The sequence below is a fragment of the Bradyrhizobium sp. NAS96.2 genome (assembly GCF_001908235.1).
GTDB lineage: Bacteria > Pseudomonadota > Alphaproteobacteria > Rhizobiales > Xanthobacteraceae > Bradyrhizobium.
Genome location: NZ_LGHK01000121.1, coordinates 24,424 through 40,509 on the forward strand (window position 1 = coordinate 24,424; position 16,086 = coordinate 40,509).

Here is a 16,086-nt window from a genome sequence, read left to right on the forward strand (position 1 = left end):
CTCAGCGCCCGACCAGCCCGAGCAATTGCTCCGGATAGCGCGCGCCCTGCACCTCGACCGCGGCGACGGCCTTGCCGATGTCAGCGAGATCGGCGGAGCTCAGTTCGATGCGCGCGGCGCCGATGTTTTCCTCGAGCCGGTTGAGCTTCGTGGTACCGGGGATCGGCACGATCCACGGCTTTTGCGCGAGCAGCCAGGCCAGCGCGATCTGGGCCACCGTCGCGCCCTTGCCGGCCGCGATCCGGCCGAGTTGATCGACCAGCGCCTGATTGGCGCGGCGGGCCTCCGGCGTGAAGCGCGGCACGAGGTTGCGGAAGTCGTCGCTCGTGAACGTCGTGGACGCATTGATTGCGCCGGTGAGGAAGCCGCGGCCGAGCGGGCTGTACGGCACGAAGCCGATGCCGAGCTCTTCCAGCACCGGCAGGATCTCCGCCTCCACCCCGCGTTCCCACAACGAATATTCGCTCTGCAATGCCGTGACCTTCTGCACCGCGTGGGCGCGGCGGATGGTTCCGACACCGGCCTCGGAGAGGCCGAAATGACGGACCTTGCCGGCGGCAATCAGGTCCTTCACGGTGCCGGCGACATCCTCGATCGGCACCGCGGGATCGACCCGGTGCTGATAGAACAGGTCGATCACATCGACGTTCAGCCGTTTCAGCGAGGCGTCCGCGACCGCCCTGATGTGCTCGGGCCGGCTGTTCAAGGCGCGGTGCCGCTCGGCCATGGTGCCGATATCGAAGCCGAATTTGGTGGCGATCACGACCTCGCTCCGGACCGGCGCCAGCGCCTCGCCGACCAGTTCCTCGTTGACGAAGGGGCCGTAAACCTCGGCGGTGTCGAAGAAAGTAACGCCGCGCTCGACGGCGGCGCGGAGCATGGCAATGCCCGCGGTCTTCTCCACCGCCGGACCGTAGGCGAAGCTCAAGCCCATACAGCCGAGGCCGATCGCCGAGACTTCGAGATTGCTGTGACCGAGTTTGCGTTTCTGCATGATGTCTCTCCGCATCGATGATGGCTGGATTTCGTCGCTGCGGGATTTAGGGAGTGCACCGCCATGCCATTAGACGTAGAAATCGGGATGGACTTATGAACAGGATTCATGAATGCCGCGACCTGACGTCAATGACCTGATCGCCTTCCTCGCCGTCGCGCGCGAGCGCAGCTTCACCCGCGCCGCGGCGCGGCTCGGTGTATCGCAATCGGCGCTCAGCCACACCATGCGCGCGCTGGAGGAACGGCTCGGCGTGCGGCTCTTGACCCGCACCACGCGCAGCGTCGCGCCGACCGAAGCCGGCGAACGGCTGCTGCATGGCATCGGTCCGCGCTTCGAGGAGATCGAGGCCGAGCTATCAGCGCTGAGCGCGTTGCGTGAGAAGCCCGCCGGCACCATCCGCATCAACGCCGGCGAGCACGCCGCCGAGACGATCCTGTGGCCGGCGCTGGCCGAGTTCCTGCCGCGCTATCCCGACATCAAGGTGGAGATCACCGTCGACAACGGGCTCGCGAACATTGTCGCGGAGCGCTTTGATGCCGGCGTCCGCCTTGGCGAACAGCTTGCGAAGGACATGATCGCGGTGCGGATCGGTCCGGATTTCCGCATGGTCGTGGTCGGCGCGCCGTCCTACTTCAAACGACGCGAGCGCCCGAAACGGCCACAGGACCTGACGCAGCATGCCTGCATCAACATCCGCTTGCCGACGCATGGTGGCATCTATGCCTGGGAGTTCGAGAGGCGTGGCCGCCCGCTCAAGGTCCGCGTGGACGGACAATTGGTGTTCAATAGCGCCACGTTGCGGATCAAGGCGGCGTTGGCCGGTCTGGGGCTCGCCTATGTCGCCGAGGATCAGGTGCGCGCGCAGCTCGCCAAGGGACAATTGATCCAGGTGCTCGACGACTGGTGCGCGCCGTTTCCCGGCTATCACCTCTATTATCCGAGCCGCCGGCAATCCGCTCCGGCGTTCGCGCTGCTGGTCGATGCGCTGCGTCATCGCGGCTGATCGCGAACGTCGGCGCAGCGACGATGCCCGGAGCAAGGCACGCTCGCGTCAGCAAACGCGCTACGCCGCGCCGACCGGCTCCGCGGCCGGTTCGTCCGGCTCCGCCTCCGCCGTCACGAACTTGAGTCCGTAGGTCTTGCCGCGGCGCCAGACCACCTCGCAGGGGTAGCGCTTGGCGTGGTCGGCGAGCAGCGTCAGCGCAAGGCGGTCCTTCACCTCGAACTCGACCTCGGTGGTGATCTTGGCGCCGCCGGGCGAGATGTCGACCACGGCGCAGGCGTTCTCGGTCACGCCGTCGTCAACCGTGATCCACGCCGCACGGTTGTTGAGCTGGCGCCGCGGCTCGCGACTGACCTTGATCCGTGCTCCATTGCTCGCCATCGTCGTCGTCCTTGAAGACATTGGTCATTGAAAACTTGCAAGACCGCGCAGGTCGATCGACGCGCCCGGCACATAACCGCAGCGGCCACAATGCCGTCCCCCCCGTAAAGTCCGGCTTAGCGCGATCGCTTGAACTTTACCGGAATCTTGACCCGGCTTTTAGCAAACGGGGATTCTGCAATTCCCTCAGCGGGATACCGGCCGCGTTGGCGTTCCGGACCTTGACACTGCGACCGCACTGTTGGTGAAGTGGCGGCCGTGGCTTCGGCCACATTCCTGCAACAAGAGCGCTTTAAGCCGCCATTTCCGACGGAAACGACCCATGCTGATCCCCCTCGCCGACGTGCCGCGCTGGTATGCCGAACGCAAGCCCACGGATGCGATCGCCGTCAGCCACGGCGCGGATACGCTGACCTGGCATGAGCTCGAGCGCCGCGCCAACGCGCGGGCGCGGGCCTTTGCCGCCAAGGGCGTCAAGCCCGGCGACTTCGTCGCGATCGGGCTGCCCAACAGCAACGCGTTCTTCGAGACCACGTTCGCAGTGTGGAAGTGCGGCGCGACGCCGACCTCGCTGTCATGGCGGCTGCCGCGCGGCGAGGCCGCCGCGGTGCTCGAGATCCTGAAGCCGTCGCTGGTGGTCGGCGGCGAGGCCGACTGGAACGCGCCCAATTCACTGCCGGTGAATTTCGTGCCGGAGGGATTTTCCGGCGAGCCGCTCGATGCGCCGGTTGCGCGCTACTGGAAGGCGATGACGAGCGGCGGCTCGACCGGACGGCCGAAGGTGATCCTCGATCACAACCCCGCCGTGATCGAAACCACGACGCCGCTGATGCTCGGGATTCCGCATCAGGCCTCGCTGCTCAACCCGGGCCCGCTCTATCACAACGCGCCGTTCATCCTGTCGCACTCCGCGCTGTTCGGCGGCGGCAAGCTGACCGGCATGGTGAAGTTCGACGCCGAGGAGACGCTGCGGCTGATCGAGCGCGAACGTGTGCAATGGGTCAACTTCGTGCCGACGATGATGCACCGGATCTGGGCGCTGCCCGAGGAGGTGCGCAACCGCTACGACGTCTCCAGCCTGCAGATCGTGTTTCACATGGCGGCGCCGATGCCGCCCTGGCTGAAGGAGAAGTGGATCGAATGGCTCGGCCCGGAGCGGGTCTGGGAGCTCTATGGCGGCACCGAGCGGCAAGGCGCCTGCGTGATCTCGGGCGTCGAATGGATGGCGCATAAGGGCTCGGTCGGCAAGATCGGCGAGACCGCGCGCTTGCGTATCATCGGCGAGGACGGCAACGACGTCGCGCCCGGCGAGACCGGCGAGATCTATTTCCTGCCCAATGACGGCGTCGGCTCCACCTATCATTATCTCGGCGCAACACCGAAGCGGCGGCCGGACGGTTGGGAATCGCTCGGCGATATCGGACGTCTGGATGAAGAGGGCTATCTCTATCTCGGCGACCGGCTCGCCGACATGGTGCTGCGCGGCGGCGCCAACATCTATCCGGCCGAGGTCGAGGCCGCGGTCAGCGAACATCCCGATGTGCGCTCCTGCGTCGTGGTCGGATTGCCCGATCCGGAATTCGGCCAGCGCGTGCATGCGATCCTCGAGCTCGCCGACGATGCCGATGCGCAGAAGATCGCCGACGGCATGGGCGACTTCCTCAAAGACCGGCTCAGCCGCTACAAGCATCCGGAAAGTTTTGAGCGCGTCGGTACCGCGCCGCGCGATGATTCCGGAAAGGTCCGCCGCACCATGCTGCGCGATGAGCGCGCCGCGTGGATCAAGGACAACCGCGCCTTCCGCATCATGCCGGCTCGCGCGAAGGCATGATCCGGAAAAGTACGAAGCGGTTTTCCCTCGCGACAAACCCGGAACGGGTTTGCGCGGAGATCATGCCCGAACAAGAAACTAAGGCGCGATGAGAGATCTCATCGCGCTTTAGAAGCGAATAGGTTCAATTCGACTTGCAAGGGGCAGGTCTGCACGCCAGATGAGCTGTGCAGGCCGCCGCGCAGGGTATATCATTCCATCTTCCCTGCCGGCAGAACCTCGGACTACCTTGAGGTTCCAGCGCGCCCTGCACGCCAGGAGATCCCAGATGACTTCCACGACCGAACCGAAAGTGCCGGCGGCCTTTCAGCCCCGCCCCGAAGATTATCGCTATGACCTCGATCGGGCGCTGATGAGCGTGGTTGGGCTGCATTCGATCATTCCGCCTGATGCTTTCAGCGCCGAGACGCTAGGCACCGAACGCGCGGGCAACGGCGTGCTGATCGACGACGGGCTGGTGCTGACGATCGGCTATCTGATCACCGAAGCCGCCACGGTGTGGCTGCATCTCGGCGACGGCCGCGCGGTCGAGGGTCACGCGCTCGGCTTCGATTTCGAATCCGGCTTCGGCCTGGTGCAGGCGCTGGGCAAGCTCGACATCGATCCGCTGCGGATCGGCTCGTCGGCGGCAACACAGGTCGGCGACAATGTCGTGCTCGGTGGTGCCGGCGGCCGCACGCGCTCGGTCGCAAGCCAGATCGCGGCGAAACAGGAATTCGCGGGTTATTGGGAATACCTGCTCGACGAGGCGATCTTCACCTATCCGTCGCATCCGAACTGGGGCGGTACCGGACTGATCAACAACGCCGGCGAGCTGATCGGCATCGGCTCGCTGCAGCTCGAGCGCGAACGCTCGAGCCGCGCCGAGCACGTCAACATGATCGTGCCGATCGACCTGCTCAACCCGGTGCTGAGCGACCTGCGCAGGTTCGGCCGTGTCGACAAGCCGGCGCGGCCGTGGCTCGGCATGTACACGACCGAGATCGACAACCGCCTCGTGGTGGTCGGCGTTGCCAGCAAGGGACCGGCGGCGCGCGCCGAGCTGAAGACCGGCGACGTGATCCTGGCGGTCGACGGCGACAAGGTGACGAGCCAGACCGGCTTCTATCGCAAGCTCTGGTCGCTCGGCGCGGCCGGCGTCGACGTGCCGCTGACGATCTATCACGAAGGCGTCACCTTCGACGTCACGCTGACCTCGATCGACCGGATGAAGCTGCTGAAGGCACCGCGGCTGCACTGATGATTCTCGGATCGATGCCTCTCCCTTCACCTCTCCCGCTTGCGGGGGAGGTCGCATTGCATCGCAGATGCAATGCGGGTGGGGGGCTCTCTCCGCTCGAAGGTTCTCGCCCGTGGCAACACCCCCACCCCGGCCCTCCCCCGCAAGCGGGAGAGGGAGCCCAGCCCCACTGCGGCTACGATTCAAATTCTCCTCTTGAAGGTCTAGCAACCAAAGGACAGTAACGATGAGCGAGGCCGTGGTTGACGATATCGTGGCCGTGCTGCCGCCGCTGCTGCAGACGCTGGAATCGCTGTCCTTTGTCGCGCGCAACCTGAATCCGCCGGACTTCGATCGCGTGATGCAGATCGCAGGCGAGCCCGAGGAGGCACTGCAGGCGGTGCGGCCGCGGCTGGCCGATTGGCCGGAGAAATTCGCGCACATCAAGACTGCACTTGACGCTGCGATCGAACCGGCGCTCGCCGGCTATGCGGGGCTGCGCGCGGTGCAGAACGGTGAGGGCGACCTCGTCAGCGTATTCCGCGCGCTGCGCTATCTGCCGCGCGCGCAGGAAGCGCTCTATCCCTTGACCGAACTGCCGCCGGTCAGCGGCTTCTTCATCGCGCCCGACTTGCGCGAGGATGCCGGTCTGCAGGCAAAACTCGCGGCGACGCCGAATGACGACACCGGCATCTTCCATGAGCGCAACGAACCGGGCAGCCGCGGCGGCTTCTCGATGTATGTGCCGGAATACTACACGCCGGATCGCGCCTGGCCGCTGGTGATGGCGCTGCATGGCGGCAGCGGCAATGGCCGCGGCTTCCTGTGGAGCTGGCTTCGCGATGCGCGCAGCCGCGGCGCCATCCTGGTGGCGCCGACCGCGACCGGCCAGACCTGGGCGCTGATGGGCGACGACACCGACACGCCGAACCTCAACCGCATTATCGACCAGGTGTGCGCGCGTTGGAATATCGACGCGACGCGGATGCTGCTGACCGGCATGAGCGACGGCGGCACGTTCAGCTATGTGACCGGGCTCGACGGCGCCTCGCGCTTCACGCATCTGGCGCCGGTCGCGGCGACCTTCCATCCGCTGATGGCCGAGATGGCCGATGCGGAGCGGCTGCGGGGCTTACCGATCTTCATCACCCACGGCCGGCTCGACTGGATGTTCCCGGTGCAGACCGCGCGGCAGACCCAGGGCCTGCTATCGGCCGCCGGCGCCAAGGTGACCTATCGCGAGGTAGACGATCTCAGCCACACCTATCCGCGCGAGATCAATGCGGAGATTTTTCAGTGGCTGAACGGCGAGCGAGCCGACGGCGTTTAGAGCATCGTCGGTTGGCACCGAGTTACACGGCTCTATCCCCGTCATTGCGAGGAGCGAAGCGACGAAGCAATCCATGTCTCCACCTGCGGCGCGATGGATTGCTTCACTTCGCTCGCAATGACGTGGATAGAATCTACCTCGTTACGTGTTCACCCGCGGCTTGAGCAGGTCTGAAAAGCCGACCCGGCGCAGCATCTCGTTGCGGACGCGGTCGATCACGCCGAAGGCGACCTCGGCACCGTCCTGGGTCGGATCGATGTGGACGCGGAACGGCCGCTTGCCGAACGGCGTGTCGAGCACCCTGACGATCGCATCCGCGACCGCGGCGGCGTTGCGGCCAGTGGTGTGGCGCATCGAGGCGTAGACGGTGTGGCCCGCCCTGGCGAGCGCGTTGGCGGTGAGGCGGCCGAAGCCGCTCGAGGCGCCGGTGATGACGATGACCTGTTTCATGACAAATGTCCTTGTGATGACGGATTGAACGGGAGTTGGCTTGAAGGCGTGAGAGCGTCAGACCAGGCCGCCATTGGCGCGCAGGGTCTGGCCGTTGATCCAGGAGCCGTCGGGACTGGCGAGGAACGACACGGCATTCGCGATGTCGTCGGGCGTGCCGAGCCGCTCCAGCGGCACCATCTTGGCGAAGCGGTCGATCAGCTCATCCGACTTGCCGTTGAGGAACAGATCGGTCGCGGTCGGGCCGGGCGCCACGGCGTTCACGGTGATGTCGCGGCCGCGCAATTCCTTCGACAGGATTGCGGTGAGGGATTCAATCGCCGCCTTGGTCGCGACATAGACGCCGTAGGTCTCGAGCTTGGTGCCGACGACGCTGGTCGAGAAGTTGACGATGCGTCCGCCGTTGCGCAGCCGGCGCGCCGCCTCGCGCATGGTGTTGAAGCTGCCCTTCAGATTGACCGCGACTTGCTGGTCGAAGCTTGCATCGTCGCTATCGGCGATCTTGCCGAGCTTCATGATGCCGGCATTGTTGACCAGCACGTCGACGCCGCCGAACGCCGCTTCCGCCGCGTCGAACATGCCGCGCACCGCGCTGGAATCGCTGACGTCGGCCTTCGCGGTCAGCGCCCGGCCACCGGCGGCCTCGATCCGGCCGGCGACCGCCTGGGCGGGCCTGGCATCGCCGGAATAGTTGATGACGACGGTGAAGCCGTCCCTGGCGAGGCGCGCGGCGACCGCCGCGCCGATCCCGCGCGAGGCGCCGGTAATCAGAGCTACCTTGTTGGTTTGGTTGGTCATTTTCAGTCTCCATCGGGTTGCGCGGCTACGGCCGCGTTCGATGGGAGGACGCTACGCCTTGGCATTGAGCGGATAATCAGGCATCTTTTGCCATCACTATTCGTAATTTTCGGACAATAGATGGACCGCTTCGACGCGATGCGCGTGTTCACCCGGGTGGTCGAGCGGCGCAGTTTTTCGCTGGCCGCCGACGATCTTGGCCTGCCGCGCTCGACGGTCACGGACGCGGTGAAGGGGCTGGAGGCGCGGCTCGGCGTGCGGCTGCTCGAGCGCACCACGCGCACGGTGCGTCCGACGCTCGATGGCGAGGCGCACTACCGCCGCTGCCTGTCGCTGATTTCGGACCTCGAAGACGCCGAGGGCGCGTTCGGCGGCGCGCGGCCGAAGGGACTGCTCCGGCTCGAAGTGCAAGGCACCTTGGCGCGGCATTTCCTGCTGCCGAACCTGCCGGGCTTCCTCGCCGAGTATCCCGACATCGAGATCAACATGAGCGAGAGCGATCGCTTCATCGATCTGATCCGCGAAGGCGTCGACTGCGTGCTGCGCTTCGGCCGATTGCCCGACAGCGACATGATCGCGCGGCAGGTGACGATGCTGGAGCGGTTGACCTGCGCTACGCCTGACTATTTCGCGCGCTTCAGTGTGCCGACCGACCCGTTCGCGCTCGACGGCCATCGCATGATCGGCATCCGCTCGTTGACCACGGGACGCTTGCGGCCGATGGAGTTCGTGATCGACGGCGCCGTGAAGCAGTTTCCGCTGCCCGCGCCGATGTCGGTGACGGGGCCCGAGAGCTATCTCGCGAGCGCCAGGCTCGGCCTCGGCCTCGTGCAGGTGCCGCGCTTCCACGCAGAGGCCGATCTCGCCAACGGCACGCTCATCGCAGTGCTGCAGCAATGCCCGCCACCAATGGTGCCGGTCAACCTGCTCTATCCGCGCAACCGCCAGCTTTCACCGCGCGTGCGCGTGTTCATCGATTATGTCATGCGCGTGTTCGCGCGCAGTTGATCGGCCGCCGGAACCACAGCGAACCCCGCGACGTTATCCCTTCGACACCGGAGGGATTAAGCGATGCGGACGTTTTTTGGCATGATTTTAGGCGCGCTGCTGCTGATTTGCGGCGTCTATGTCTATGACTCGGTGCGAACATCGGGCGCGGCCAATGGCGAAGTCGCGCAGGATGCGCGCACAATCGTCAATTGGGACGTCGCGGCGCATGACTGGAACCTGCTGAAGACGCGCACCCGCGAGCAGTGGGACAAGATCGCGTCGAAGTAACGGCCGACGTCACAGCCCGATCGCAGACGCCGCCAAGGCCGCGCCGAATCCGGCTCCCAACGCGGCCCATTCCCTCGCCGTGATCGCCATGGTCACGAGCGCGACCATGGTCCCGACCAAGCCTGCCAGCCCGCCTGACAGGCAACCGCCGACAATGAATGCAATGAACAGGTTGCCGGGCGCGAGCTGCAGGAATCGCGCGGCGATGCCGTCGTCGCGCATCGATGCGGCGAGGACGTATCCGCCGGCGCGCATCGCATAGCAGGTGACGCCGAGGATGCAGATGACGCCGAGCACGTGCAGGTCATCCATCGGTCCGCTCCATCATGCTCACGAGCGTGCCGCATCCGCCTCCGATCAGCATCGACCAGCTGGGATCCACGAAGCGGGCCACGAGAAGTGCCGCGACGGCCGAGGTCAGCCACGGCCAGAGCGATCTCACATTCTTCCATTGGCTGGGCAGCAGGGTCGCGATGAACATCGTCGGCAGCAACGTAGCGGCAAGCCTGAGCGGTTCGTTCGCCGCGAGCGGGGCGGCATAGGCGAGCGCGGTGCCGCCGACCCAGCCGATCGCCATCGGGATGCTCGATCCCAGCAGATAGCCTGCGTCAGGTCCGTTGCGGTCGGCGTCCGAACTCGTCATCAGCCACGATGCATCCGCCAGCAGGAACAGCGTGGGCAGCATCTTCCGGGGTGCCAATCCGCCAAACAGCTGGCGCAGATGAGCGCCCATCAGTAAGTATCGCGAATTCGTGGCAATGCAGGCTACGACCATGGCGACGACCGGCAGCGGATGAGCCCACATGCTCAGCGTGATCGCTTGCGCCGTGGCGGAGTAGACCAGCAGGCTGAACAGAATGGCGTGCTCTGCCCCAAGCCCAAGTCCCTTGTAGGTCAGTCCCATCACGAGGCCGGCGGCGCCATTGCTGAGCAGGAAGGGCAACGCCGCGACCAGGCCGCGCCTGACACCTGCGGCAGTCATCGTCGAGGCTGGTGGCGAGGCACTTGTAATGGTCATGACCATTAGATTAGACTTGGTGAGAGGCCGTGATGTCAAGAGATCCCGTGCGGGCAGCGACACAGTTCTTCGGCGGACGGGTCTGCCTTGACTTCGCGAACACGCTGGACTGGCGCACCTCAAACGATCCGCAGGAGCTGATCCCGGATTATGCGGCGCTGTTGTCCTGGAGCGAACGCCGCGGGACCCTGCCGCTTGCCGCGACCAGGAAGCTGAAGGCGCATTCGGCAGGCAGCGAGGCCGCGGCTGCGATGCAGAAGGCATATGATTTGCGCCGCGACATCTGGACCATTTCGGACGCGCTGCGCGGCGGCCGCGGTGCTGACCTTCGCCTCGTCAATCAGATGCTCTCGGCGGCGCCGCGGCAACCCGACCTCGTGCGGCAGGATCGAGCATATCGTCACGCCTTCGCGGGGACCGACGTCAGCGAGCCGTTATGGCCGGTGCTTTGGTCGCTGACGGCGCTGCTGGCGTCCGACGACGCCAGGCGGATCGGATGCTGCGAGGCCGACGGCTGCGGCTGGTTCTTTGTCGACGAGAGCCCGAACCGCACCCGCAGATGGTGCTCGAGCGAAGTGTGCGGCAATCGCGAGCGCGCCCGGCGCGCCTACGCCAAGCGCAAGGGTTCCGCGCAAGTGCGGGCTAAAATGCGCTGAGATTGGATTCGGCTGCAACCGCGAACTCGGTGCGCTCCCTCTCCCGCTTGCGGGCGAGGGCTGGGGTGGGGGTGTCTCCGCAACCGAGATACTCTCCGTGTTGAGAGACCCCCACCCGGCGCTTCGCGCCGACCTCCCCCGCAAGCGGGAGAGGTAGACCGCGACCTTGGCTCGCACTGATTCAATCAATCTCGCTTTGGCGCGCGCTAATTCTGCTCGGTCTTGCGGCCCATATTGGCCTTGCGGGCGTCGGCGATCACCTGCTCGAACTGATCCATGCTGAGCACGCCCGGCACGCGATACTTGCCGACGATGAATGACGGCGTGCCGTTGAAGCCGAACGCCTGCGCCTGCTCGTCGTTGCGCGCGAGGATCGCGTCGATCGCCTTGGCGTTGGCGTCGAGATCCTTCTTCAGCTTGTCCATGTCGAGGCCGGCGCCCGAGAGCAACTCGGCGATGCGCGGCTCGGTGATGCGCGAATTGACCGAAATCATCGCCTCATGCGCAGTGTCGAACTTGCCCTGGTACTTCGCCGCCAGCGCCATCCGCGCCGCGACCTTGGAGACCGGCCCGAGGATCGGCCAATCCTTCAGCACCAGGCGGACCTTGCCGTCGTCCTGCACCACCTGGCGGAGTTCCGGCGCGAGCTTGCGGCAATACGGGCAGTTGTAGTCGAACCATTCGACGATCGTGATGTCGCCCTTGGGATTGCCGATCACCGGAATATCCGGATCGCGCAGCACCTGCTCCTCGGTCAGGACCTTGTCGTCCTCGGCGCGCGCGCCGCTCGCGGCCAGGAGCGCGATCCCGGCACCGATAAGGCCGAGCGCGTCCCGGCGGGTGGCGCCGGCATTGTCGAGGGGTGATTTCGTCAGATGGTTCATAGCTGGCTTCCGGAAGGGCTCCTCGCCCTTCTACGTTCAGGACACATTGATGTTACGCAGCAGCATATAGACCGCCACGACGATAATCACAGCCGCGAACACGATATTGAGCGCGCCGCGGCGTTCCGACAGGTGCCGGGCGCTCCTCGTACCCAGGAGGCCGCCCGCGATGCCGCCGGCGACGAATAGCCCGGCCAGGCCCCATGACACCAGCCCGGACCACGCATAGCTCAGGGCCGTGGTCACGCCGAAGGCGGTGACGGCCACCAGCGAGGAACTGACCGCGTTCATGATCGGCATCCCGGTCGCCAGCATCAGGGCCGGCACGATCAGGAAGCCGCCGCCGATGCCGAAGAAGCCGGACATGGTTCCGGTGGCAAGGCCGAGACCGATGATCGCGGGCATGTTGGACATCGAGATCTTGACGTCGGTCAGCCCGACCCGCGCGCGGGTCTTCAGCATCAGGCCCGCGATGACAAGCATCACCACCGAGAACAGCGCCAGCAGCTTCTGCCCGTCCAGCATCTTGCCGAGGATCGAGCCGCCGAAGGCGCCGAACATGCCCGACAGCGCGAACACCAGCGCGCAGGACCACATCACGGTGCCGCCGCGGGCGTGGTTGGACAGGTTGATCGCGGCGTTGGCGGCGACCGCGATCGCCGAGGTGCCGATCGCGACATGCGGCTGGGGCACCCCGACCACATAGACCATCAGCGGCACGGCAAGGATCGACCCGCCGCCGCCGACCAGGCCCAGCGAAAAGCCGACCAGCATGCCCGATGCCAGCCCAAGCACGCTCTGGGTTGCGGAGAAGACCAAGGGGAACAGACTCGCGTTTGCGGCCGCAACCCTAGAAGGATTTGCTGCCCAGCGCCATACCCATAGCACAAAACTGCCCTGCAACCGGCATTTCTCTATTTGAGCATGATCTCCGCGCAAACGCGTTCCGCGTTTGTCGCGAGGGAAGACCGGTTGCCACTTTTCCGGATCTTGCTCAGCGCAGCAGATATGTCACGGCCAGCGGCACCAGCAGCGAGGTGACCAGCGCGTTCAGGCTCATCGCGATGCCGGCAAAGACGCCGGCGACCTCGTCGACCTGGAAGGCCCGCGCGGTGCCGATGCCATGGGCGGCGATGCCGGCGGCAAAGCCGCGGCCGCGAAAGTCGGTAATCCCGGTGAAGTTCATCAGCGGCGTGACGATGATCGCCCCCATGATGCCGGTGAGGATCACCGACACCGCGGTCAGCGAGGGATCGGCATGCAGGGATTCGCTGATGCCCATCGCGACGCCGGCCGTCACCGATTTCGGCGCCAGCGACAGGATGATCTCGCGCGGCAGGCCGAAGGCCCGCGCCAGCAGCACCACCGAGACGATCGCCGTGAGCGAGCCGACCGCGAGCGCAACCAGCATCGGCAGGACCGCCGCTGCGACCCGCTTGCGGTTCTCGTAGAGCGGCACGGCGAGCGCGACCGTCGCCGGCCCGAGCAGGAAGTGCACGAACTGCGCACCGGCAAAGTAGGTGGTGTAGGAGGTCCCGGTCAGCAGCAGGAACAGGCCGATGATCCACAGCGAATGCAGCACCGGATTGGCGAGCGGGTGCCGCCTTGTCTTCAGCGACACCGCATCGGTCACGGCATAGGTCAGGAGCGTCACCGTCAGCCAGAGCAACGGCGACTGCGAGAGATAGACCCAGAGCGAGAACGGATTGTCGCTCACGGCGTCTCGTCCTCGCGCGAGAAGAGACTGCTTGCCGCAACGAAGGTCGCGACCGTCGCCAGCAGTGTGACGATGACCGAAACCGCGAGGATCACCAGGATCGCGATGCCGTGCTCGGCGAGCAGATCGAGCTTCTGCACCACGCCGACGCCGGCCGGAATGAACAGCAGCGAGAGATTGGCGAGCATGCCGCGGCTTGCGCTCTCGACGCCGTCATTGCCGAGCGGCCCGCGCGCCAGCGCCGGATAGCGGTCGCGCGCCAGCAGCAGCAACAGCAGGAGCACGAGACCAACCACCGGGCCCGGCACCGGCACGGCAAGCGCGCGCACGCCAACCTCACCGACGAGCTGACAAAGCAGGATCAGGCTGAGGCTGGCGATCATGACAAGGCGCTCACGCGAAACATCCGCCTATCAGGTCGCCGTGACGGAGGCTTGTCAATGCGTGGGTCTGCACATAGTCGCGTCATTGCGAGCGAAGCGAAGCAATCCATAGTTCCGCAAGCGGAGACATGGATTGCTTCGTCGCTATGGCTCCTCGCAATGACGGCGTTGCGCTCTGCGCTCGAGCTACCCCTCCCGCCGCTGCAGCGCCATCAGCGTGCCGCTCATGGTCGCGACCAGCGTCTCGACGCCGTCCTGCACGGCATAGGCACGGCCGTCGCAGACGGTCAGCGTGCGGCCGGGCTTGACCACCACGCCGCGGAACACGAACCGCTCGCCGCGGGCCGGCGCCAGCAGATTGGTCTTGAACTCCACGGTCAGGATGTCGGAGCCTTCGGGCATCAGCGTGAAGGCGGCGATCCCGCAGGCATTGTCGAGCCCCGCGGTGATGACACCGGCATGCACAAAGCCGTTCTGCTGGCTGTACTCGGGCGCATAGGGCATCGCGAGATCGACTTCGCCCGGCTCGATGCGCGCGATCGAGATGCCGAGCGTCTGCATCGCGCGCTGGCGCGCGAACGTTTCGGCTGCAACTGCGCGATAGTCGGGATTCTTCGGCTCGAAACGGGGCATGGCGGTCATGCGATCGCGGGTTCTGACGGGACGAGATGCGGCATCGCTGCGTAGCGGATCGCCGGCGCAAACGGCGCCGATTTGCGCGCGGCGCGATCGATGTGCACGGCGGTGATCTCGCAAGTCGCGGCGATCTCGCCGGTCTCGGCGTTGCGCATCTCGTGCAGGATGCGGATCGACTTGTCGCGGAACTCGACCAGCCGGCTCTTGACCTCGACGAGGTCGCCGGCGAGCAGTTCGCGCTTGTAGGCGATACTCTGTTGCACGGCGGCCATGCCGCGGCCGGATTCGCGCAGATAGGTGGGCGTCAGGCCAAGCCGCGCGAACATGTTCCAGCTCGCCTCGTCGAACTTGCCGACATACCACATGACGTTCATGTGGCCGATGTGGTCGCAGTGCCAGGGATAGACCGTGCCGCGATAGGTCGCCTCGCCTTCCATTCTGCTCCTCCCCGATTGTGATACGGTAGCGTATCAAGCGCAAGGCGGGCTAGCAATACGGCACCGTATCAAGCACGATCCGGACCCGCAGGGCCGCGTTAGCGCAAAGTGCGCAGCGGTTTTCCGAAAAGATCGTGCTCAAACAAGAGCCTAATGCGCGACGACCCGATCGCGCATTGGGCTCCGCGGAGATCACATGACTGAGAGCAAGGGCGACGTCTGGGTCGCGGCCGGCTTTGCCGAACTCGCCCATAGCGGCGTCGACGGCGTGCGGGTCGAGGTGCTGGCGAAGAATCTCGGCGTCACCAAGGGCGGCTTCTACCGCCGCTTCAGGGATCGCGCCGCGCTGCTCGAGGCCATGCTGACGCGCTGGCGCGATGGCCGCGTCGCCGCGATCGAGAAGCAGACCGCGCTGGACGGTGCGAGCGCGCGCGAACGGCTGAAGGCGATCATCACGCTCTATTCGGATCGCATGAACACCGAGGCGATGGCGGTCGAGCTCGCGATCCGGCAATGGGCGCGCACCGACGAGGCCGCTGCGACCGCCGCAGCGAGTGTCGATGCGGCGCGGCTGAAGCAGGTCGGCCAGCTCTATCGCGCCACGGGGCTGCCGACTGAAGAGGCCGATGCGCAGGCCTTCCTGTTCTACTGCTTCATCTTCGGCCAGAGCCTGCTGTTTCTCGAGCGCGGCCCGCGCAAGCGCGCGCAGCTGCTGGCGCAATCGGCGGACAAGCTGCTGGCGGAAGGCCCGTAGAGCCTCGGCCAAAAGAAAGCGGCCGGCTTGCGCCGGCCGCCTCGTCGAAAACGCATCGCGAAGGGCTCAGGCGCCCTTCAGGTGCTTGTTGCATTCGCTGTAATAGCCGCCGCCCTTCTGGATCCACTTCATGCCGGCATTGCCGCCGGTGGTCTTGTTGGCGTTGTACTGGTCGAGGCAGCTGTGCATGCGCTGCTTGCCTTCGGTCTCCTTGGCGTATTTGGGATCGACCGCGTTCGGAAACACGGCGGGTCCAGCCGGCATTGCCGGTGCCGCGGCCGGAGCGGCTTCGCGCTTGGCTTCCTTCGGCGCGG

General features: G+C 65.8%; 19 protein-coding genes and 3 pseudogenes. 8 read left to right on the forward strand and 14 right to left on the reverse strand.

Going from position 1 to position 16,086, the window contains the following annotated elements; genetic code table 11:
• Nucleotide 1 precedes the first annotated feature (1 nt).
• On the reverse strand, nt 2-994 hold the full coding sequence (locus AC628_RS25025) for an aldo/keto reductase (RefSeq protein WP_074129461.1): 993 nt from the start codon (nt 992-994) through the stop codon (nt 2-4).
• Between the two features lie 112 nt (nt 995-1,106).
• Here AC628_RS25025 and AC628_RS25030 point away from each other — a divergent pair, with 112 nt between their 5' ends.
• Nucleotides 1,107-2,000 carry a LysR family transcriptional regulator gene (locus AC628_RS25030; RefSeq protein WP_074129462.1) on the forward strand — a complete coding sequence of 298 codons (894 nt, stop codon included), beginning with the start codon at nt 1,107-1,109 and terminating at the stop codon, nt 1,998-2,000.
• 60 nt (nt 2,001-2,060) lie between these two features.
• On the opposite strand, the gene AC628_RS25035 is transcribed toward AC628_RS25030, so the two are convergent.
• Nucleotides 2,061-2,381: a PilZ domain-containing protein gene (locus AC628_RS25035; protein ID WP_074129463.1), complete on the reverse strand. Its 321-nt coding sequence runs from the start codon at nt 2,379-2,381 to the stop codon at nt 2,061-2,063.
• A 322-nt stretch (nt 2,382-2,703) separates the two neighbouring features.
• Between AC628_RS25035 and AC628_RS25040 the strand changes: the two genes are divergently transcribed.
• The 3 genes from AC628_RS25040 (at nt 2,704) to AC628_RS25050 (ending at nt 6,761) form a co-directional block, all read left to right on the forward strand.
• The gene (locus AC628_RS25040; protein WP_074129464.1) at nt 2,704-4,212 is read left to right on the forward strand and encodes an AMP-binding protein; all 1,509 of its coding nucleotides are present in this window, start codon (nt 2,704-2,706) and stop codon (nt 4,210-4,212) included.
• A 268-nt stretch (nt 4,213-4,480) separates the two neighbouring features.
• Nucleotides 4,481-5,452: a S1C family serine protease gene (locus tag AC628_RS25045; protein ID WP_074129465.1), complete on the forward strand. Its 972-nt coding sequence runs from the start codon at nt 4,481-4,483 to the stop codon at nt 5,450-5,452.
• A gap of 226 nt (nt 5,453-5,678) precedes the next feature.
• Nucleotides 5,679-6,761, forward strand: coding sequence for a carboxylesterase family protein (locus tag AC628_RS25050; protein WP_074129466.1), 1,083 nt, complete (start codon nt 5,679-5,681; stop codon nt 6,759-6,761).
• Between the two features lie 141 nt (nt 6,762-6,902).
• Here AC628_RS25050 and AC628_RS45495 read toward each other — a convergent pair.
• From AC628_RS45495 to AC628_RS25060, 3 genes and pseudogenes are all read right to left on the reverse strand, one after another.
• Nucleotides 6,903-7,094 (reverse strand): annotated as a pseudogene (locus tag AC628_RS45495) (oxidoreductase); the annotation flags it as partial.
• Nucleotides 7,071-7,211, reverse strand: a pseudogene (locus AC628_RS45865) (SDR family NAD(P)-dependent oxidoreductase); the annotation flags it as partial. The pseudogenes AC628_RS45865 and AC628_RS45495, both read right to left, overlap by 24 nt.
• Nucleotides 7,212-7,268: 57 nt before the next feature.
• A complete protein-coding gene (locus AC628_RS25060; protein ID WP_074129467.1) occupies nt 7,269-8,009 on the reverse strand; it encodes an SDR family oxidoreductase in 741 nt (246 codons plus the stop codon).
• 120 nt (nt 8,010-8,129) lie between these two features.
• On the opposite strand from AC628_RS25060, the gene AC628_RS25065 reads away from it, so the two are divergent.
• Nucleotides 8,130-9,017: a LysR family transcriptional regulator gene (locus AC628_RS25065; protein WP_074129468.1), complete on the forward strand. Its 888-nt coding sequence runs from the start codon at nt 8,130-8,132 to the stop codon at nt 9,015-9,017.
• Nucleotides 9,018-9,080: 63 nt separating this feature from the next.
• Nucleotides 9,081-9,287 carry a hypothetical protein gene (locus AC628_RS25070; RefSeq protein WP_074129469.1) on the forward strand — a complete coding sequence of 69 codons (207 nt, stop codon included), beginning with the start codon at nt 9,081-9,083 and terminating at the stop codon, nt 9,285-9,287.
• 9 nt (nt 9,288-9,296) lie between these two features.
• Here the strand turns inward: AC628_RS25070 and AC628_RS25075 are convergent, their stop codons facing one another.
• Together AC628_RS25075 and AC628_RS25080 are read right to left on the reverse strand one after the other, a co-directional pair.
• On the reverse strand, nt 9,297-9,599 hold the full coding sequence (locus AC628_RS25075) for an AzlD domain-containing protein (RefSeq protein ID WP_074129470.1): 303 nt from the start codon (nt 9,597-9,599) through the stop codon (nt 9,297-9,299).
• Complete coding sequence (locus AC628_RS25080; protein ID WP_074129471.1) at nt 9,592-10,269, reverse strand: AzlC family ABC transporter permease; 678 nt, start codon at nt 10,267-10,269, stop codon at nt 9,592-9,594. Before AC628_RS25080 ends, AC628_RS25075 begins: the two co-directional genes overlap by 8 nt.
• 68 nt (nt 10,270-10,337) lie before the next feature.
• Here AC628_RS25080 and AC628_RS25085 point away from each other — a divergent pair, with 68 nt between their 5' ends.
• On the forward strand, nt 10,338-10,961 hold the full coding sequence (locus tag AC628_RS25085) for a CGNR zinc finger domain-containing protein (RefSeq protein ID WP_083633129.1): 624 nt from the start codon (nt 10,338-10,340) through the stop codon (nt 10,959-10,961).
• Between the two features lie 206 nt (nt 10,962-11,167).
• On the opposite strand, the gene AC628_RS25090 is transcribed toward AC628_RS25085, so the two are convergent.
• The 6 genes from AC628_RS25090 to AC628_RS25115 all read right to left on the reverse strand — a co-directional run bounded on the left by AC628_RS25090 (nt 11,168) and on the right by AC628_RS25115 (nt 15,018).
• The gene (locus AC628_RS25090) at nt 11,168-11,845 is read right to left on the reverse strand and encodes a DsbA family protein (protein WP_074129473.1); all 678 of its coding nucleotides are present in this window, start codon (nt 11,843-11,845) and stop codon (nt 11,168-11,170) included.
• Nucleotides 11,846-11,881: 36 nt separating this feature from the next.
• Nucleotides 11,882-12,619 carry a sulfite exporter TauE/SafE family protein gene (locus tag AC628_RS25095; RefSeq protein ID WP_074129479.1) on the reverse strand — a complete coding sequence of 246 codons (738 nt, stop codon included), beginning with the start codon at nt 12,617-12,619 and terminating at the stop codon, nt 11,882-11,884.
• Between the two features lie 220 nt (nt 12,620-12,839).
• Nucleotides 12,840-13,562, reverse strand: coding sequence for an LrgB family protein (locus AC628_RS25100; protein WP_074129474.1), 723 nt, complete (start codon nt 13,560-13,562; stop codon nt 12,840-12,842).
• Nucleotides 13,559-13,945, reverse strand: a complete 387-nt coding sequence (locus AC628_RS25105; RefSeq protein ID WP_074129475.1) for a CidA/LrgA family protein — start codon at nt 13,943-13,945, stop codon at nt 13,559-13,561. Before AC628_RS25105 ends, AC628_RS25100 begins: the two co-directional genes overlap by 4 nt.
• Nucleotides 13,946-14,131: 186 nt before the next feature.
• Complete coding sequence (locus AC628_RS25110; RefSeq protein WP_074129480.1) at nt 14,132-14,578, reverse strand: PaaI family thioesterase; 447 nt, start codon at nt 14,576-14,578, stop codon at nt 14,132-14,134.
• Between the two features lie 5 nt (nt 14,579-14,583).
• On the reverse strand, nt 14,584-15,018 hold the full coding sequence (locus tag AC628_RS25115; RefSeq protein WP_074129476.1) for an acyl-CoA thioesterase: 435 nt from the start codon (nt 15,016-15,018) through the stop codon (nt 14,584-14,586).
• A 196-nt stretch (nt 15,019-15,214) separates the two neighbouring features.
• On the opposite strand from AC628_RS25115, the gene AC628_RS25120 reads away from it, so the two are divergent.
• Nucleotides 15,215-15,772, forward strand: a complete 558-nt coding sequence (locus AC628_RS25120; RefSeq protein WP_074129477.1) for a TetR/AcrR family transcriptional regulator — start codon at nt 15,215-15,217, stop codon at nt 15,770-15,772.
• Nucleotides 15,773-15,838: 66 nt separating this feature from the next.
• Here AC628_RS25120 and AC628_RS25125 read toward each other — a convergent pair.
• A pseudogene (locus tag AC628_RS25125) lies at nt 15,839-16,086 on the reverse strand (hypothetical protein); the annotation flags it as partial.